15 protein-coding genes, 1 pseudogene and 1 riboswitch are annotated in these 18,836 nt (G+C 64.3%); of the genes and pseudogenes, 4 read left to right on the forward strand and 12 right to left on the reverse strand.

Features of this window, described 5'->3' with window-relative positions; translation table 11 throughout:
- Positions 1-3: 3 nt before the first annotated feature.
- Positions 4-3,912, forward strand: a complete 3,909-nt coding sequence (gene putA / locus LAD35_RS20115) for a trifunctional transcriptional regulator/proline dehydrogenase/L-glutamate gamma-semialdehyde dehydrogenase (RefSeq protein WP_224150692.1) — start codon at positions 4-6, stop codon at positions 3,910-3,912.
- A 28-nt stretch (positions 3,913-3,940) separates the two neighbouring features.
- On the opposite strand, the gene pobA is transcribed toward putA, so the two are convergent.
- Positions 3,941-5,116, reverse strand: a complete 1,176-nt coding sequence (pobA, locus tag LAD35_RS20120; RefSeq protein ID WP_224150694.1) for a 4-hydroxybenzoate 3-monooxygenase — start codon at positions 5,114-5,116, stop codon at positions 3,941-3,943.
- Between the two features lie 132 nt (positions 5,117-5,248).
- On the opposite strand from pobA, the gene LAD35_RS20125 reads away from it, so the two are divergent.
- Positions 5,249-6,034 (forward strand): IclR family transcriptional regulator domain-containing protein, encoded by a 786-nt coding sequence (locus LAD35_RS20125; RefSeq protein ID WP_224150696.1) that lies wholly within the window; start codon positions 5,249-5,251, stop codon positions 6,032-6,034.
- A 117-nt stretch (positions 6,035-6,151) separates the two neighbouring features.
- Here the strand turns inward: LAD35_RS20125 and LAD35_RS20130 are convergent, their stop codons facing one another.
- The gene (locus LAD35_RS20130) at positions 6,152-7,039 is read right to left on the reverse strand and encodes a LysR family transcriptional regulator (RefSeq protein WP_224150697.1); all 888 of its coding nucleotides are present in this window, start codon (positions 7,037-7,039) and stop codon (positions 6,152-6,154) included.
- Between the two features lie 291 nt (positions 7,040-7,330).
- Here LAD35_RS20130 and LAD35_RS20135 point away from each other — a divergent pair, with 291 nt between their 5' ends.
- Positions 7,331-8,344 (forward strand): Bug family tripartite tricarboxylate transporter substrate binding protein, encoded by a 1,014-nt coding sequence (locus LAD35_RS20135; protein ID WP_224150699.1) that lies wholly within the window; start codon positions 7,331-7,333, stop codon positions 8,342-8,344.
- 74 nt (positions 8,345-8,418) lie between these two features.
- On the opposite strand, the gene LAD35_RS20140 is transcribed toward LAD35_RS20135, so the two are convergent.
- The 10 genes and pseudogenes from LAD35_RS20140 to LAD35_RS20185 all read right to left on the reverse strand — a co-directional run bounded on the left by LAD35_RS20140 (position 8,419) and on the right by LAD35_RS20185 (position 17,908).
- Positions 8,419-9,435, reverse strand: coding sequence for an aldo/keto reductase (locus LAD35_RS20140; RefSeq protein ID WP_224150700.1), 1,017 nt, complete (start codon positions 9,433-9,435; stop codon positions 8,419-8,421).
- 86 nt (positions 9,436-9,521) lie between these two features.
- Positions 9,522-10,487 carry a Gfo/Idh/MocA family oxidoreductase gene (locus LAD35_RS20145; RefSeq protein ID WP_224150701.1) on the reverse strand — a complete coding sequence of 322 codons (966 nt, stop codon included), beginning with the start codon at positions 10,485-10,487 and terminating at the stop codon, positions 9,522-9,524.
- Between the two features lie 2 nt (positions 10,488-10,489).
- Positions 10,490-11,377, reverse strand: a complete 888-nt coding sequence (locus LAD35_RS20150; RefSeq protein ID WP_224152842.1) for a class III extradiol dioxygenase subunit beta — start codon at positions 11,375-11,377, stop codon at positions 10,490-10,492.
- 174 nt (positions 11,378-11,551) lie between these two features.
- Positions 11,552-11,872 (reverse strand): annotated as a pseudogene (gene ligA, locus LAD35_RS20155) (protocatechuate 4,5-dioxygenase subunit alpha); the annotation flags it as partial.
- A 133-nt stretch (positions 11,873-12,005) separates the two neighbouring features.
- On the reverse strand, positions 12,006-12,923 hold the full coding sequence (locus LAD35_RS20160) for an amidohydrolase family protein (protein ID WP_224150702.1): 918 nt from the start codon (positions 12,921-12,923) through the stop codon (positions 12,006-12,008).
- 164 nt (positions 12,924-13,087) lie between these two features.
- Complete coding sequence (ligK, locus tag LAD35_RS20165) at positions 13,088-13,771, reverse strand: 4-carboxy-4-hydroxy-2-oxoadipate aldolase/oxaloacetate decarboxylase (protein WP_224150703.1); 684 nt, start codon at positions 13,769-13,771, stop codon at positions 13,088-13,090.
- Positions 13,772-13,893: 122 nt separating this feature from the next.
- Positions 13,894-14,922, reverse strand: coding sequence for an amidohydrolase family protein (locus tag LAD35_RS20170; protein ID WP_224150704.1), 1,029 nt, complete (start codon positions 14,920-14,922; stop codon positions 13,894-13,896).
- A gap of 34 nt (positions 14,923-14,956) precedes the next feature.
- A complete protein-coding gene (locus LAD35_RS20175; RefSeq protein WP_224150709.1) occupies positions 14,957-16,363 on the reverse strand; it encodes an MFS transporter in 1,407 nt (468 codons plus the stop codon).
- Between the two features lie 151 nt (positions 16,364-16,514).
- A complete protein-coding gene (locus LAD35_RS20180) occupies positions 16,515-17,213 on the reverse strand; it encodes a substrate-binding domain-containing protein (RefSeq protein WP_224150710.1) in 699 nt (232 codons plus the stop codon).
- 128 nt (positions 17,214-17,341) lie between these two features.
- Positions 17,342-17,908 carry a TMEM165/GDT1 family protein gene (locus LAD35_RS20185; RefSeq protein WP_224150711.1) on the reverse strand — a complete coding sequence of 189 codons (567 nt, stop codon included), beginning with the start codon at positions 17,906-17,908 and terminating at the stop codon, positions 17,342-17,344.
- Between the two features lie 97 nt (positions 17,909-18,005).
- A riboswitch (yybP-ykoY riboswitch) is annotated at positions 18,006-18,113 on the reverse strand.
- Between the two features lie 234 nt (positions 18,114-18,347).
- On the opposite strand from LAD35_RS20185, the gene LAD35_RS20190 reads away from it, so the two are divergent.
- Positions 18,348-18,734, forward strand: coding sequence for an RNA recognition motif domain-containing protein (locus tag LAD35_RS20190; RefSeq protein ID WP_224150712.1), 387 nt, complete (start codon positions 18,348-18,350; stop codon positions 18,732-18,734).
- The last annotated feature ends 102 nt before the right edge of the window (positions 18,735-18,836 follow it).

Below are 18,836 nucleotides of genomic sequence, written 5' to 3' on the forward strand. Positions count from 1 at the left end.
GCCATGACCGCACCCACCCTGTCTGCTGTTCGCTCCATCGATTTTGAGCAAAATACGGCTCCAGCGCACAACCATCAAGCGCAGACAGCTACTGTTTTTGATGATTTCACTCCGGCATTGCAGCCAGCCACGCTACTGCGCGCAGCCATTACCGCCGCCTACCGCAAGCCCGAGCCTGCCGCATTGGCCGACCTGCTGCCCCAGGCCACGCCGCCCGCCGCCATCGCGCAGGCGGGGGACGCGCTGGCGCTGGAGCTGGCCAAAAAGCTGCGCGAGCGCAAGGCGGACGCTGGCCGCGCGGGCCTGGTGCAGGGGCTGCTGCAGGAGTTTGCGCTGTCGTCGCAGGAAGGCATTGCACTGATGTGCCTGGCCGAGGCCCTGCTGCGCATCCCCGACGCAGCGACGCGCGATGTGTTGATCCGCGACAAGATCGCCCACGGTGAATGGAAGGCCCACGTGGGCAAGAGCCCGTCGATGTTCGTCAACGCCGCAGCCTGGGGACTTGTGCTGACCGGCAAGCTGGTGGCCACGCACAGCGAGGGTTCGCTCGGCCAGTCGCTCACGCGCCTGATCGGCCGTGGCGGCGAGCCGCTGATCCGCAAGGGCGTGGATATGGCCATGCGCATGATGGGCGAGCAGTTCGTGACTGGCGAGACCATTGGCGAGGCGCTGCAGAACGCCGAACGCCTGGAGGCCAAGGGCTTCCGCTATTCGTATGACATGCTGGGCGAAGCCGCGATGACGGCTGACGATGCCAAACGCTATCTGCGCGACTACGAAAACGCCATCCACGCCATCGGCAAGGCCAGCAACGGCCGTGGCGTGTACGAAGGCCCGGGCATCTCGATCAAGCTGAGCGCCCTGCACCCGCGCTACAGCCGCGCGCAGCACGACCGCGTGATGGCCGAACTCTACCCCGTGGTGCTGCAGCTCACCTTGCTCGCCCGCCAGTACAACATCGGCCTCAATATCGACGCCGAAGAAGCCGACCGCCTGGAGCTGTCGCTCGATCTGCTGGAAAAACTGTGCTTTGCGCCCGAGCTGGCAGGCTTTGCCGGCATCGGCTTTGTGGTGCAGGCCTACCAGAAGCGCTGCCCCTATGTGCTCGATTTCATCATCGATCTGGCGCGCCGCAGCCAGCACCGCCTGATGGTGCGCCTCGTCAAGGGCGCGTACTGGGACAGCGAGATCAAGCGCGCCCAGGTCGAAGGCCTCGAAGGCTACCCGGTCTACACCCGCAAGGCCTATACCGATGTGTCGTACATCGCCAATGCGCGCAAGCTCCTGGCCGCGCCCGATGCGGTCTACCCCCAGTTTGCCACCCACAACGCGCACACGCTGGCCACCATCTACCACCTGGCCGACCCGGCCACCTACCAGCCGGGCCAGTACGAATTCCAGTGCCTGCACGGCATGGGCGAGCCGCTGTACGAGCAGGTGGTGGGCCGCAATGCCGCAGAAAACCTGGGCCGCCCCTGCCGCATCTACGCGCCCGTCGGCACGCATGAAACGCTGCTGGCCTACCTGGTGCGCCGCTTGCTCGAAAACGGCGCCAACACCAGCTTCGTCAATCGCATCGCCGACCAGGACATTCCGCTCTCCAAACTGGTGGAAAACCCCGTCGCCACCGTGCAGCAATGGGCGCAGAGCGAAGGCCAGCTGGGCCTGCCCAACCCGCACATCGCCCAGCCGCGTGAACTGTATGGTGACAGCCGCGCCAATTCCGCCGGGCTGGATCTGGCCAATGACGACCGCCTGCGCCAACTGCAGGGCGACCTGCAGGCCAGTGCAGCCATGGCGTGGCACGCCGAGCCCATGCTGGCACAAGGTGCACCGGCCACCACCAACGCACCGGAAGCCGTCGTCAACCCGGCCGATCACCGCGACACGGTCGGGCAGGTGACGAACGCCTCGGCCGAGCAGGTCGAGTTCGCCCTGGGCGCCGCCCAGGCCGCCGCTGCCCGCTGGCAGGCCACACCGGTGGCCGAACGCGCCGATTGTCTGGAGCGCGCTGGCGACCTGCTTGAAGCCCATATGCCGACCCTGATGGGCGTTTTGGTACGCGAAGCGGGCAAGACCTGCTCCAACGCCATTGCCGAAGTGCGCGAAGCCGTGGATTTTCTGCGCTTCTACGCCGCCCAGGTGCGCAGCTGGAGCAATGCAGTAGACCCATCTGGCTACCAGGCCCTGGGCCCGGTAGTCTGCATCAGCCCGTGGAACTTTCCACTCGCCATCTTTACCGGCCAGGTGGCTGCGGCACTGGCGGCGGGCAACACCGTGCTGGCCAAGCCTGCCGAGCAGACCCCGCTGATCGCCGCCGCTGCCGTGCAAGCGCTGTGGCAGGCGGGTGTGCCCAGCGATGTGCTGCAACTGCTGCCGGGCACCGGCGAGACCGTGGGCGCACGCCTGACCGCCGACAGCCGCGTGCAGGGCGTGATGTTCACTGGATCAACCGAGGTGGCCCGCATCCTGCAAAAAACGCTGGCCCAGCGCCTCGACGCCCACGGCCAGCCCGTCACCCTGGTGGCCGAAACCGGCGGCCAGAACGCGATGATCGTGGATTCGTCTGCCCTGGCCGAACAAGTGGTGGTCGATGTGCTGTCGTCCGCCTTCGATTCGGCAGGCCAGCGCTGCTCCGCCCTGCGCGTGTTGTGCGTGCAGGAAGAGGCAGCAGACCGGCTCTTTGCCATGCTGCGCGGCGCCATGCAGGAGCTGAACGTAGGTAACCCGGCGCAGCTCCACACCGACGTGGGCCCGGTGATCGACGCGGAGGCGCAAGGCATCATCGACCGCCACATTGCCAGGATGAAGGCCAATGGCCACCAGGTGTGGCAAACCGTTGCACGCCCCGGCAGCGCAGCGCAAGGCACCGCACAGGGCACGTTCGTGCCACCCACGGTGATCGCCATCAACAAGCTGTCGGAGCTACAGCGCGAAGTGTTCGGCCCGGTGCTGCACATCCTGCGCTACAAGCGTGAAAACCTGGCCCAGCTGGTGGCCGACATCAACGCCACCGGCTACGCGCTCACTCTAGGGCTGCACACCCGCATCGACGAAACCATCGCCCAGGTGGTGAATGCCGCCAATGCAGGCAACATCTACGTCAACCGCAACATCGTCGGTGCCGTGGTCGGCGTGCAGCCGTTTGGCGGCGAAGGCCTCTCGGGCACCGGCCCCAAGGCGGGCGGCCCCTTGTACATGCTGCGCCTGCTCGCCCGCATGCCAGCCACTGCCACTGCAGATGCCCTGGCCCACCTGCCCCGCATGAAAGGCAGCGAAGCCCGCGCCGCAGCCGCCACGCCCGTTGCAGGCAAACGCGGCAATGCCCACGGTCTGGAGCTGGCAGATGCCGCACCCGCCCCTGCGCTGGCGGCGCTGCAGGCCTGGGCCCAGCAGCAGGGCCAAACCCAACTCGCCAGCCTGTGCCTTGCCTATGGCGCGCATACCGGCAACGGCTTTGCCGCCGAGTTGCCCGGCCCTACGGGCGAGCGCAACCTCTATGTATTGGGTGGCCGCGAGCGCATTGCCTGTGTGGCGGGCAGCGCCGACAAGTTGCTGGCCCAACTGGCAGCCGTGCTGGCAGTTGGCACCACCGCCGTCTGGCCCCAGACCAGCGCCAATGCCGCCTTGCTTGGCCAGCTGCCTGCCGACGTGCGCGCCCATGTGGTGCTCGCAGGCCACAACACCGAGGAGCTGCTGCAATCCGAAGACTTTGATGCCCTGCTCACCGATGCCGCCAGCGACTGGCTGGCCACCGGAAGCCGCCTGACTGCGCGGCCCGGCGCCATCATTCCCATCACGGCGCAGGCAGTGGACGGCAGCGTTCCCCTGTTCCGCCTGCTTGCCGAGCATGCGATCAGCATCAACACGGCTGCTGCGGGCGGCAACGCCAGCCTGATGACGCTCGGCTAGCCTTGCGGCGAGGCCCTCTCTTTCTGCTTCAGACGAGCGGCAGGCCCACGTAGTTTTCCGCCAATGCGGTGGAAGCTGCGTGGGAGCGGACGATATAATCCAGCTCGGCCTGCTGTACCCGGGCGTCAAAAACCCCCGCCTCGGGAAAGCGGTGCAGCAGCGAGGTCATCCACCACGAAAAGCGCTCGGCCTTCCAGATGCGCGCCAGACACCGGCCGGAATAGCCGTCCAGCCCCGCGTCGCTGCGCTCGCCATAGTGCTGCGCCAGCGCCTGGGCCAGGTAACCCACGTCAGACGCCGCCAGATTGAGCCCCTTGGCACCTGTGGGCGGCACGATGTGGGCGGCGTCGCCCGCGAGAAACATGCGGCCAAAGCGCATGGGCTCGGTCACAAAGCTGCGCAGCGGTGCAATGCTTTTTTCAAGCGAAGGGCCGGTGACGAGCCGCTCGCGCGCCTCGGGGTCGAGGCGCAGGCGCAGCTCCTGCCAGAAGGCCTCGTCGCTCCAGGCTTGCGCCTTCTCGGTCAGGGGCACTTGCAGGTAATAGCGGCTGCGCTGCGCGCTTCTTTGGCTGCACAGCGCAAAGCCGCGCTCGGTATTGGCGTAAATCAATTCGTCGGAAACCGGCGGCGTGTCCGACAGCAGGCCCAGCCAGCCAAAGGGGTAGACCTTCTCGAACGTGCGGATGCGCTCGGCCGGCACACTGGCGCGGCACACGCCGTGAAAGCCGTCGCAACCCGCGATGAAATCGCATGCGATCTCGTGCACCTGGCCGTCCTTTTCGTAGCGCACCCGGGGGCTGGGGCCGTCAAAATCCAGCGGCTGCACCTGGGCTGCCTCGTAGATGGTGGTCAAACCTTCGGCAGCGCGCACTTCCATCAGGTCGCGGGTGACCTCGGTCTGGCCATAGACCACCACGCTCTTGCCGCCCGTCAAGCCATGCAGATCGATGCGGTGGCGCTGGCCGCCAAACAGCAGCTCGATCCCCTGGTGCGGCAGGCCCTCGGCGCGCATGCGCCCGGCAGCGCCCGCCTGCTCCAGCAGATCCACGGTCACCTGCTCCAGCACCCCGGCGCGGATGCGGCCCAGCACGTAGCTGGCGCTGCGCTGCTCCACAATGATGTTGTCGATACCGGCCTTGTGCAGCAACTGGCCGAGCAGCAGGCCCGCCGGGCCAGCGCCGATGATGGCGACTTGGGTTCGCATGGTGTTTGTCTCCTGGTTGGTAATGCCTCTCAGGCTACGAAAGCACCCCGATCAAAGCGAGACGCTGTCGCGTGATTTGCGCGATCACCGCGCAATCTGCACGACAATCGCCCAAAACTCTGTCCGCCCCCCATGCCCCAAGCTGCCTTCCCGATTGCACCTGAAGACTTCATCGCCGGGCTGGCCAAAGGCCTGGCCGTGCTGGAGAGCTTTGACACCGAGCGCCAGCGCCTCAATGCCACGGTGGCAGCGCAGCGGGCCGGTATCACGCGGGCGGCAGCGCGCAGGCACCTGCTGACGCTGACCCACCTGGGCTATCTGGAGACCGATGGCCGCCAGTTCTGGCTGGCGTCGAAGGTGCTGCGCCTCTCGGGCAGCTACCTCGCCACGGCCCGCCTGCCGCGCCTCGTGCAGCCGGTGCTGCACCGGCTGGCGGCGCAGACGGGGTTGTCGTTCTCGTGCGTGGTGCGCGATGGCGGCGAGGTGGTGATCGTGGCGCGCAGCGCGGTGCATGAAAGCGGCCAGCGCGTGCTCGCCCACGGCCTGCACCTGGGCAGCCGCCTGCCGGCCCACGCCACCTCTACCGGCCGGGTGCTGCTGGCGGCCCTGCCCCCGGCCGAGCTGGAGCTGTGGCTGGCCGAGCGCGCGTTGCCGCGCCTCACCGCCCATACCGCCACCGATGCAGCCGCGCTGCGCGCAGTGCTGCAACAGGTGCGAGAGCAGGATTACTGCGTGGCGCGCGAAGAGCATGAGCTGGGCGTACAAGCCCTCGCCGTGCCGCTGCGCAACATGGGCGGCCAGACCCTGGCCGCGCTCAACCTGGTGACCTCGCCCCAGCGCATGGAGCCAGCCACCATGCTGGCCCAGTTGCTGCCGCTGCTGCAGGAGGCGGCGCGCGAGTTGCGCCCGCTGCTGTAAAAATATCAAAAAGAGAGCTGTTTGCGCTTATCACCATTGATCTTCAGATATTTTCTTATCTGAAAATGTCTACCATCAAGCGCCAACAGCTATGTTTTCGGGAGCGACCGCGTTGCACTACACCTGGAGGCTGAGCTCGCGCAGCACTTCGGAGGTACGGCGCACCAGGGGCGTGGCCTTGCGCTTGGCCGACTGCGCCAGGCACAGCGTGATGGGCACATGCGGTGACTCGATGGGTGTCACCGCCAGGTGCGCATCCGCGTCATGGTCGTGGAGCGCGCTGCGGGTGAGCGCGGCGTAGCCATAGCCACCGCGCACCAGATCGAGGATGACGGGCACGCTGGACACTTCCCACACCACCTGGAGCTTGACTTGCGACAAGGTGGCCTGGGCCTCCATGAGCTTGCGAAAGATCTGGCCATGCTGCGGCATGATGAGCGGAAAGTCGGCCAGTTCTTCAAATCGCACCGACGCGCGGCCACCCAGCTCCGCCTTGGGGCCAACCAGACACAGGCGTTCCTCCAGCACCGGTGATACTTCAATGTGCGGCTGCGGCTCGGGCGAATACACCAGGCCCAGGTCCATGCGGCCAGTGGTCAGCCACTCGGCAATGTTCATGGAAAAGCCTTCCACCACCGCCAGCCGTGCCTTGGGCATCTCGCGGCTGAAAATATCGATGAGCGGCAGGGTCAGCCGCCGCGCCAGGCTGGGCGGCAGGCCCACGACGATGCGGCCTACCGGCTCGCCGCGCTGGGCGCCCAGGTCCTCACGGGCCAGCGCCACACGCTGCATGATGGCGTGGCCATGCTCCAGCAGGCGGCGGCCGGCATCGGTCAGCGTTACGCCACGGCCGGTGCGGATCAGGAGCGTCTCGCGCAGCTCGGTCTCCAGCGCACGTACCTGCCGACTCAGCGCGGGCTGCGCGGTATCGAGCAGCACAGCGGCCTTGCTGAAGCTGCCAGTCTCGGCTACAAGCACAAAGGTTTCGATCTGCTGAAGATTCATCGGTACCGCCTCGCCTCCTCGGGACTGGGTTCTGTATTCTTTGAACAGGCTCTCAGAGCCGCTAATACAACTCAGCAAATCGAAGATTTGCGGTTGAGACGAGGCGCGAAGCCGTAGGCAGTACAAACTTACGACAAGGCTGGGCGCCCCCGACGAAGCAACGACGTATCAAGGGATGTGTTAGCGGCTCTTATGCCATTTTGCTATAGCTGCTAGCAGCAATACCACATAGGTGGTTTGCGCCGTCCTCTCCACAATGCGGCCATTACAACGAGATCCAGGAGACAACACATGCAATACGAACCTATCCCTTTGAGCCGCCGCCGCGCAGTCCTCGCTCTGGGCAGTCTGGGCACCCTGGCGGCCTGGCCCGCACTGGCACAAGGACAAGGCAGCGACGCCAAATGGCCGACCAAGCCTTCTCGCATCATCAACCCTTTTCCAGTCGGCGGGGGCCCTGATGGGCTCTCGCGCCTGGTAGCCGACAAGCTCAGCCGCGCCTGGGGCCAGCCGGTGGTGGTGGAAAACCGCCCGGGCGGCAACGGTTTCATCGCCATTGACGCCTTCAAGCGCGGCGCCACCGACGGCACCGACATGATCCAGTTGGACAATGTGCACATCGCCGCCTATCCGCACCTCTTCAAGAAGCTGCCCTACAGCCTGGACAAGGATTTCGACATCCTGATGCCGCTGTTTCGCAACTACTTCTTCGTCTGCGTGCCGGTGAACAGTCCCTACAAGACCATGGGCGACCTGATCGCCGATGCCAAGGCCCGGCCCGGCCAGCTCAACTACGGCTCCTGGTCGGTCGGCAACCCGGTGCACCTGGGATCGGCCCTGCTCGAGAGCATGACCGGTACCCGGATGGAGCACGTGATCTACAAGGAAACCAGCCAGCTCTACCAGGGCGTGGCCACAGGCCAGCTGAGTTTTGCACTCGGCTCGCTGGGCACGGCCGGGCCGCTGATGCGCGGCGGCAAGCTGAGCTTTCTGGCGGTGGCAGCGCCCCAGCGCATTGCGGGTTTCGAGAACGTGCCCACGGTCTCCGAATCCGGTGGCCCGGCTGGTTATGCCGTCACCGGCTGGAACGCGCTGGCCGTGCGCCCCGGCACACCCGTTGCGGTGCAGGACAAGATCCGCACCGACGTGCGCCAGGCGCTGACCGGCAAGGATGTGGACGAGAAGTTTGCAGCCTTCGGCTACGAAAGCTACGCTCCCACGCCTGCCGAATTCAAACAGTTCATCGCCGACGAGAGCAAACGCTTTGGCGATGTGATCCGGCAGGCAGGCATGTCGCTGGACTGAGCTCGGCTCCAGTATCCAACAGCTATTGAGCGCTTACAAAAAAAGCGCCAATAGCTACATTATTGATAGCAAATTCAGACCGTTTCAAACGCATACTTCTCGGTATCCACCTCGCGCTGGGCCGCCAGCGCGTAGCGGTCGCCCACAATGCCTTCGGGTTGGAACAGGTCGTCCAGCTCGGCAAGCACCGCCGCATCGAGGTGAATGGCACCGCCCCGCAGGTTTTCGTGCAAGTGTGCAACGCTGGTCGTGCCCGGCAGCGCAATCACATGCTCGCCCTGGTTCAACACCCAGGCAATCGCCAGTTCGGCCAGGGTACAGCCCGCCCGCTCGGCAATGGCCTGCATGGGCGCCAGCAACTGCAGATTGCGCACATAGGCCTCGGGCTGGAAGCGCGGCATGGAGGCACGGATATCGCCCTGCACCAGGCCGTCCACCTGCTGCAACTTGCCGCTCAGGAATGCCCGGCCCATGGGGCTGAAGGCGACATAGGCAATGCCCAGCTCCTTGCAGGCTGCCAGCGTGCCCAGCTCGGCATTGCGCGACCACAGCGAATATTCACTTTGCAGCGCAGCAATCGGATGCTCCTGGTGTGCGCGGCGCAATGCGTCAACCCCCACCTCGGACAGGCCCAGCGCGCGGATCTTGCCCTCTTCCTGGAGGCGTGCCATTTCGCCCACCGATTCCTCAATGGGCACGCGCTGGTCCCAGCGGTGCAGGTAGTACAGGTCAATCACGTCCGTGCCCAGGCGTTGCAGGCTGTCCTCGCAGTTCTTGCGCAAGGTTCTGGGGTGGCCGTCGATCACCCGGCGCATCACGCCGTCATCGCCGCGCACGCCAGCCATGCCGCCCTTGCTGGCCAGGGTAATGTGGTTGCGGTGGGGCTTGAGCACGGGGCCGATCAGTGACTCGCTGGCGCCAAATCCGTAGAGCGCTGCGGTGTCGAACAATGTCACACCCGCCTCCAGCGCGGCGTGCAGCACGGCATGGGCCTGCTCGGTGGAGACGGGGTTGCCATACGCATGGCAGAAATTCATGCAGCCCAGGGCTACGTTGGCCACGGTAAAGGGGCCGATAGTGCGTTTTTCCATGACTTTTTGGGTATTGAATGCAAAAGCCCGCCGTTGCGGGTGCAACTGGCGGGGCAGTGGGTCGTCAATCCAGGCAGATGCCTGAATCAGCCGACATCCAGCTGCTGCTCCAGATCGTGCAACACCTTATAGCAGTTGAACACTTTCTGCACGCTGGAATTGGGCTCGCGCCCCTCGCGAATGGCGGCGAAGAACTCGCGGTCCTGCAGTTCGATGCCGTTCATCGACACATCGACGTGGGAAACGTCGATCTTCTCTTCCTTGCCTTCCTTGGTCGATTGCGCCAGATCGTCGTAACGCGCGATATAGGTGCCGGTGTCGCCGATGTAGCGAAAGAACGTGCCCAGCGGGCCCTCGTTGTTGAAGCTCAGCGAGAGCGTGCAGATGGCGCCATTGGCCGCCTTGAGCTGGATGCTCATGTCCATGGCGATGCCCAGATCCTTGTGGATGGGGCCCTGAACCGCGTTGGCCTTGATGATCGGGCTGCCCGCCTGGTAGGCAAACAGGTCGACCGTGTGGGCAGCATGGTGCCACAGCAGGTGATCCGTCCAGCTGCGCGGCTGGCCCAGTGCGTTCATGTTGGTGCGGCGGAAGAAATAGGTCTGCACATCCATCTGCTGGATGTTGAACTCGCCCGCCTCGATCTTCTTGTGGATCCACTGGTGGCTGGGGTTGAAGCGGCGGGTATGGCCCGCCATGGCCACAAGGCCACTTTTCCTTTGCAGATCAAGCACCTGCTGCGCCTGCGAAAGGCTGTCAGCCAGTGGAATCTCCACCTGCACATGCTTGCCCGCCTGCATGCATTGGATGGCCTGGGCCGCATGCATCTGCGTGGGCGTGCACAGGATGACGGCATCCACCTCGGGCAGGGCCAGGCTGTCGGCCAGCTCGGTGCTCACATGCCCGATACCGTATTGGGCTGCCACTTCGCGGGTCTTGTCCAGATCGCGGCTGACCAGCGAGACGACTTCCACGCCGTCGATGTTGCGGATACCGTCCAGGTGCTTGATGCCGAAGGCTCCGGCGCCCGCCAGGGCTACTTTGATGGTCATTTTCAGTTCTCCAGAATGAGGTGGCCCACGGCCGTGTTGGACGCAGGGACGTGAAAGAAGCGATGCGCCAGCCGGGGTGCGGGGCCACCGGCCACGTCAGCCATCGCGCCGCGGGCAATCAGCCACATCACCAGCTCGATGCCTTCGCTGCCTGCTTCGCGCACGTAGTCGATGTGCGGCATTTCGGCGAGGTCTGCCGGGTCTGCAATCAGCCGGTCCAGGAAGCGGTTGTCCCACTCGCGGTTGATCAGCCCCGCGCGCGGCCCTTGCAACTGGTGGCTCATGCCACCTGTGCCCCAGATCTGCACCTTGAGCGGTTCGTCAAAGCTCTCGATGGCACGGCGGATGGCCTGCCCCAGCGCAAAGCACCGGCGGCCCGATGGCACAGGGTACTGCACCACGTTGACGTGCAAGGGAATCACCCGACACGGCCACTGGGCCGGGCTGCCGAACATCAGGTTCATCGGCACGGTGAGGCCATGGTCCACCTTGAGTTCATTGACAATGGTCAAGTCAAAATCCTGCTGGATCACCGACTGCGCGATGTGCGAGGCCAGCTCGGGGTGGCCCATGACCTTGGGCACCGGCCTGGGGCCGTAGCCTTCGTCGGCGGGCTCGAACTCCGCCGCCGTGCCGATGGCAAAGGTCGGTATGACGCTCAGGTCGAAATTGGTGGCGTGGTCGTTGTAGACCAGAAACACCACGTCCGGCAGGTTCTCGCGCATCCATTGCTTGGTAGGCTCGAAGCCCGCGAACAGTGGCTGCCAGTAAGGCTCGCCGGTCTTGCCCAGGTCGATGGCCGCTCCAATGGCGGGCACATGCGAGGAATAGACCGATGCCGTGATACGCGCCTGGTTGGCGGAGCCTTTGGCAGGCTGTGCCTCCGACACGTTCTGCGCATTCTCGATCTGCGCGGCCAACGCTTCCTGCGCCTGGCTCTCGCGCCAGCTCTGCCAGTTGCGCCAGGCTTCGGACTGCACCGGCGCGCCCTGCGCGTTGCCGCCTTCGCCCACCACCCGGTTGCCCTCGGCACTGCGCCCGCCGCCCATCATCATGTCGCGGTACTGCTGCTCGGTCATACCGGTCATGCTGCCCGCCATCTGCTGGAACGAAAGGCCGTCGGTGGCGCCGAGCTTGGAGAGAAAGTAGATATTGCCGCCGGTGCGCATCATCCAGTTGAGGTCGCGCGCACGCACCGCCGCTTTTTGCTCGTCGGTCATCGGCCATTCAGCCAGATAAGCGTCTTCATCGGCCTTGAAGCGCTGGCGGTTCTCGGCCTTCATCAGGCTCATGCAGAACTGGTTGAGCCAATAGCCCTTGCGGCTCTGGTCGGCATCGAAGATGGTGGTGCCGGGCACATCGAGATAGGGTTTTTCAAGCGACATGGTTTCTCCTAATCAGACCCCGGTCAATCAACCCAGGGGCTGGCGTATCCGTCTGCGGGACGGCCAGCCAGAGCCGCCCCGCAGCCTAGGCCGTCGTCCCCTGGAGGAAGGCGCCGTAGGCGACTCAAGGGGGTCATATTTCTTCGGGCCAGTACAGGCGCATGGGGTTGTCCACCAGCAGCCTGCGCTGCAGCTCGGCGGTGGGTGCAATGTGCGGGATGAAATCCACCAGCAGGCCGTCGTCGGGCATGTGGTCCTTGAGGTTGGGGTGCGGCCAGTCGGTGCCCCAGAGCACACGGTCGGGAAACTCCTCGACCACCTTGCGCGCAAAGGGCACTACGTCGCGGTAGGCATTGCGCTCTCCATCCAGCGCCTTGGGGCCAGTCAGCGAAAGGCGCTCGGGGCACGATACCTTGCTCCACACATTCGGGTGCTCGCGCATGAATTTGAGGAACAGCGCGAACTCTGCGCTGTCGACGCCCTTGGCAACATCCGGGCGCCCCATGTGGTCCACCACCACGGTGGTGGGCAATGCGGTGAAAAAATCCCACAGCTCGGGCAAATCCACGGCCTCGAAGTAGATCACCACATGCCAGCCCAGCTTGGCGATGCGGCCTGCAATCTCCATCAGCTCATCCTTGGGCGTGAAATCCACCAGGCGCTTGACGAAATTGAAGCGCACGCCGCGCACCCCAGCAGCGTGCAGGGCCTGCAGCGCTTCATCGCTGATGCTGCGCCTGACAGTCGCCACACCGCGTGCGCGCCCGCCGGACGACTGGCAGGCATCGACCATGGCACGGTTGTCTGCCCCATGGCAGGTGGCCTGCACGATCACATTGCGCGCAAAGCCCAGGTGGTCGCGCAGAGCAAACAGCTGCGCCTTGCTCGCGTCGCAGGGCGTGTACTTGCGCTCGGGCGCAAAGGGAAAGGCATCGCCGGGGCCGAACACATGGCAGTGCGCGTCAACGGCGCCCGCAGGCAGCTGGAACCTGGGTTTGCTGGGGCCGGCGTACCAGTCCAGCCAGCCGGGGGTTTTTTCGAATGCGCTCATAGGTGCTCTCCACAATTTTTTCAATGCTCCGTACGCTGTTCGCCATCCATAAGACTGGCGCAACCCACGGGAGTGACAGCAAGCAAGGTCCGCCCCGCAACAAGGCTGTCGTCCCCCTTCTGCGTAGCGACAGAGGGGGAGGCGGCGCAGCCGCTCAGGGGGTGTTAATCCAGATACCGCAAGCCAGCTTTCTCCAGTGGCTCACGCATCTTGTACATGTCGAGGCCCAGAATGCCCGAGGCCAGTTTGGCGCGCTTTTCTCCCTCGAAGCTCTCGCGCTTTTGCGCCGCTTCCAGGGTTTGCACGGCGCGAGCCGCTGGCACGCAGACCACGCCGTCGTCGTCGGCCACGATCACATCGCCAGGCGTCACCCACATGCCAGCGCAGACCACGGGGATATTGACCGAGCCCAGCGTGGCCTTGATCGTGCCTTTGGACGAAATGGCACGGCTCCACACCGGAAAGCCCATCTCCTGCAGCACCCGCACATCGCGCACGCCAGCGTCGATGATGAGCGCACGCGCGCCCCGGGCCTGGAAGCTGGTGGCCAGCAGATCGCCAAAGTAGCCGTCGGTGCATTCGCTGGTGACGGCGGCCACCACGATGTCGCCGGGCTGAATCTGCTCGGCTGCTACATGCATCATCCAGTTGTCGCCAGGCTGCAGCAGCACGGTGACGGCCGTGCCCGAAACCTGCTGGCCCGGGTAGATGGGGCGCATATAGGGTTTGAGCAGCCCGACGCGGCCCATGGCCTCGTGCACCGTGGCTGAGCCAAGGGCTGCGAGCCCATCGGCGGCGGCACGGTCGGCGCGCTGGATGTTACGGTAAACGACTCCGAGTTCGTACATGGAAAGATCTCCGCTGGTATGGCTTCCAAAAAGTGAGCTGTTCGCGCTTTCTGATCCATCAATTCAGATGGTTTTTATATTGAGAGCCGCCAACAGCAAGTGCCAACCGCTCTCTTTTTTGATCAAAGACCCTTGGCCTTCAGCGCCGTGTCCAGACGCGTAAATACGCGGCGCGCGTTGCCTTCATAGACCATGTGCTTCTCCTCCACTGTCAGGTTCTGCGTGGCGTCGATGTAGCGCCGGGTGTCGTCGTAATAGTGGCCGGTCTGCGGGTCGATGCCGCGCACGGCGCCGATCATCTCGCTGGCAAAGAGGATGTTCCGAGTGGGAATCACTTCGGTGAGCAGGTTGATGCCCGGCTGGTGGTAGACGCAGGTGTCGAAGAAGATGTTGTTCAGCAGGTGCTCTTCCAGGAGTGGCTTCTTCAGCTCCTGCGCCAGGCCGCGAAAGCGCCCCCAGTGGTAGGGCACCGCGCCGCCCCCGTGGGGGATGAGGAACTTGAGCGTCGGAAAATCCTTGAACAGATCGCTGGTCAGGCACTGCATGAAGGCCGTGGTGTCGGCGTTCAGGTAGTGAGCGCCCGTGGTGTGAAAACAGGCGTTGCAGCTGGTGGAGACGTGGATCATCGCGGGGATGTCGTACTCCACCATCTTTTCGTAGATGGGGTACCAATGGCGGTCCGACAGCGGCGGCGAAGTCCAGTGGCCGCCCGATGGATCGGGGTTGAGGTTGATGCCGACATTGCCGTACTGCTCCACGCACTTCACCAGCTCCGGAATGCAGGTTCTGGGATCAACGCCGGGCGACTGCGGCAGCATCGCAGCAGGGATGAAGTGGTCGGGGAACAATTCGCTCACGCGGTAGCACAGCTCGTTGCAGATCGCGGCCCAGGTGCTTGATGTCTCGAAATCACCGATGTGGTGGGCCATGAAGCTGGCGCGCGGGCTGAAGATGGTGAGGTCCGAGCCGCGCTGCTTCATCAGCTTGAGCTGGTTGGTCTCGATGGTCTCGCGGATCTCGTCGTCGCTGATCTTCAGTTGGCTGGCCTTGGGGGCCTGGGATGGGTTCTGCAGGCTCGCAATCTGCAATTCGCGCCAGGTACCCAGTGCTGCAGGTGCCGTGGTGTAGTGGCCGTGTACGTCGATGATCATGGTGGGAGCATCCTTTTTGCTAAAGCGAATGAATTCAATGGCTTGCGGAAATACCGGCACCCGCAGCCTGGGGCGAGTTCTGCGGCTCGGCCCCGCCCTGGGGGCTGGCCCACTGCTTGACGATGAGGGCCGCCATGGCGATGAGGCCGGGAATGGCGACCACGGTGAATATCTGGCTGAAACTCAGCTGTCGCGCCGTGAGCTCGGCCACCAGGAATGAGCCCGCAATGCCGCCAAAGCGGCCCACCCCCAGCATCCAGGCCACGCCGGTCGCACGGCCGCTGGTGGGATAGAACGCCGCAGCCAGCGCCGGCATGGAAGACTGGGCGGTATTCATGATGGTGCCCGCAACGAACACCGACACCACCAGCCAGCCCAGGCTTGCGGCCTCCTGCCCGATCCACCAGATGGCCACGGCGGTCAGTGCGTAACCGGCGGCAATGATGCGGTTGGCATTGAAGCGATCCATCAGCCAGCCAAAGAAGACGGCGCCCACGCCGCCCAGCGGAAACAGCGCCGCCACCAGCGTGGCCGTTTTGGGGCTGAGGCCGCCTTCCTTGAACAGCACCGGCATCCAGTTGACCAGCGCGTAAAAGATCACCAGGCCCATGAAATAAGCCAGCCACAGCATGGCCGAGCCCACCCGATACTGGCGCGACAGCACCACGCCCAGGCCGCTCTTGCCATCAACGGCCGCCCGGTTCTCGGTCATCACAAAGCGCTGCACGCCAGCCACCGCACTGCCTGCAATGCGCACCAGCGGCTTGCGGATACGGTCTGCCGCATACCCCTTGGCCACCATGTAGCGCACGGACTCGGGCAGCAGCACCACCAGCAGCGCCACCAGCAACAGCGGGGCAATACCACCCAGGTGCAGCACACTGCGCCACCCAAAGTGCGGAATCATCCATGCCGCCAGAAAGCCACCCAGCGCTGCGCCCAGCGGAAAGCCGCAGAACATGGCATTGGTGAGCATGGCGCGGCGCGAATCGGGGCAGTATTCGCTCATCAGCGTGACGGCATTGGGCATGGCTGCGCCCAGGCCCAGGCCGGTGACGAAGCGCAGCACCGTCAACGTGCGGATGTCATGCGCATAGCCCGAAGCCAGGCAGGCAATGGCAAACACCAGCACCGACCCCACCAGCACGGCCTTGCGGCCAAAGCGGTCGGCCAGCGGCCCCGAGCACATGGCGCCACCGGCCAGGCCAAACAGCGCAGCGCTCAGTACCGGCGCCAGATCGGGCTTGGCCACGCCCCACTCGGCCAGCAGCGAAGGAGCGATGTAGCCGATGGCGGCGGTATCGAAGCCGTCGAGCAGCACGACGAAAAAGCACAGGGCGAAGATCACCCATTGGAAACCGGAGAACGGATGCTCGTTCAGGATGGTCTGCACATTGGCAACCGTGGAATCCGGCGCCTCGGAAGGGGTTGGCGAAATCATGTCGGTGTCTCCGTTGTCTCTCTTGGTGGTTCTGTATTCCTGTCCTGCGGCGGGTACCTGGGCTTTTCATGCCCAGTTTCGGCTCGCCCGCCGCGCCGGTACTCGCATCTGCCCCCAGCATCCATTCACTGGCGAAGCAGCCGGTATCGCATCACACGGGCTCCATGCCCTGGCGGCGTTTGGCCATGGCAGCGCCAGGCGCGGCCATGAAGGCGAGCAAACGACGCGCCGCATCAGCCCGGGCCGAAGCAGCCGCCACACCAGCGGAAAAGACGGTGTCAATGGCAATGGCCTGCGGCAACGTGCCGACGACTGTGATCCCCGGCACATGAAGCAATTCACTCAGTTGCTGAAAACCGAGCGCCGCCTCGCCATTGGCCACCAGGGAGGCCACAGGCACCCCCGGGCGGGCCTGCACGAGGCGCGAGCGAATCTGTTCTGCGATGCCCCAGCGTGCAAACAGCGCCTGCAGTGCCACTCCGCTGGGGCCCGTGGAGTAGCCAATGCCAGACGCGGCCAGCACGGCGGCGCGCACAGCCTCTTCAGAGGAAATATCGGGTGCCGCAGCGCCAGCAAGTACCGCCACGGCCGTGCTGGAGCACATCAGGTCCACCCGGCTGCCGGCCAATACCCGGCCTGCGGCTTCAAGCCCGGCAATGGCGCCCGATGCGAGGAAAACCACATCAAATGCTTCGCCACCATGCACCCGCCGCGCGGCATCGACGCCGCCTACCGACTCGATTGCCACCGGCTCGCCACCCTGCGCGTGCCAGTCAGCCACCAGCTCCGCCAGCAACTGGCGGGTGGCCATCGACGAAATGCCTTTGAGGGCGTTGAAAACGGTGCCCATGTGCTTTGCCTCCTGTTATGCAAAGCATTGTCGGCATGGCTGCACTGGGTGCCAACCTCTGGTGTCCACTATCAGCTATAGCAATCCGGCATAGCTGATCGCCGCACCGGGCCGCGCGGAGCGACGGCTTATCCAGCCACCAGCGCCAGCACGCCGAGCGCTGCAAAGATCACGGCGCAGGCACGGTGGATCCACTGGATCGGCAGTCTCTTGGTAATCTTGTCGCCAAACCAGACCACGGGCGCATTGGCCAGCATCATGCCGATCGTGGTGCCTGCCACCACGCCGTAGTACTGCGCCGGGTACTTGGCAGCCAACCCCACAGTGGCCAGTTGCGTCTTGTCGCCCATCTCGGCCAGGAAGAACAGCAGCAAGGTGGTGCCGAAAACGCCCCAGCGGCCGCTGCTCTTGCCAGCCTCGTCTTCGTCGATCTTGTCGGGAATCAACATCCACCCCGCCATCAGAATGAAGGAAACGCCCAGAATCCAGCGCAGCACATCGGGGCCCAGCATGGTGGTGATCCAGGCACCTACGGCACCTGCCAGGGCATGGTTCACGATGGTGGCAACAAAGATGCCCAGCACGATCGGCCAGGGTTTGCGGTATTTGGCGGCGAGAACAAGCGAGAGCAGCTGCGTCTTGTCGCCCATCTCGGCGAGCGCGACCACGGCGGTCGAGATGAAGAAGGCTTCCATGGTGTGGGGGATCTTTATGTAGCCGGATGGTTGCAAGACAGCATTGACCACATCGCGACTCCGGCAGTTGGATCGCAACATGGTCAATGGTCTCGCCAAGCATCTAAATAGATGCCGTGTACGCCATAGGCCGAAGCCCAAGTTTGTTGACGCACACTCCGCGGCGCATTGCGCGCCCGGCAGGCTACTCCCCAAAGACACGCGCATCATACGCTCAAAACCGATGTTGCGCCGCAACACATATGACCGCCAGGGAAAATACCAGGGTGCGCTTGCGTGAACTGTCAACACGTCGTAAGCTGATTCGCCCATAATAGGGGAGCTTTGTGTCTCACTTGGTACACAGGGCGTGCGCGGTGATCCGTCTTGGAAGTTGTCACAGGTTTTGTTGATTGCATCAGGCTCCATCGCTTTTAATTGTTTTTTTCGGAGTCCTCAAATGGGCAACAAACTCTACGTTGGCAATCTGCCATATACCTTCCGTGACAGCGATCTGGAAAGCACCTTCAGCCAATTCGGCTCTGTTTCCAGCGCCAAGGTCATGATGGAACGCGACACCGGCCGCTCCAAGGGCTTCGGCTTTGTGGAAATGGGCTCGGACGCTGAGGCACAAGCTGCTATCGAAGGCGTGAACGGTCAAAACTTCGGCGGCCGTAACCTGGTCGTGAACGAAGCCCGTCCAATGGAAGCCCGCCCACCTCGCAGCGGCGGCTTCGGTGGCGGCCGTGGCGGCTTTGGCGGTGGTGACCGCGGCGGCTTCGGCGGCGGCGGTGATCGTGGTGGCTTCGGCGGTGGCCGTGGCGGCTACGGCGGCGGCAGCTACTAATCATTGCGCCAGAAACCAACTGCGGTTTTTGGCCGTCAATTCACGGGATCTCCCGATCAAAAGGCCTCTTTGAGGCCTTTTTTGCGTTTTGTTGCAGCTTTC

Source organism: Comamonas odontotermitis, from assembly GCF_020080045.1.
GTDB classification, from domain to species: Bacteria; Pseudomonadota; Gammaproteobacteria; order Burkholderiales; family Burkholderiaceae_C; genus Comamonas; species Comamonas odontotermitis.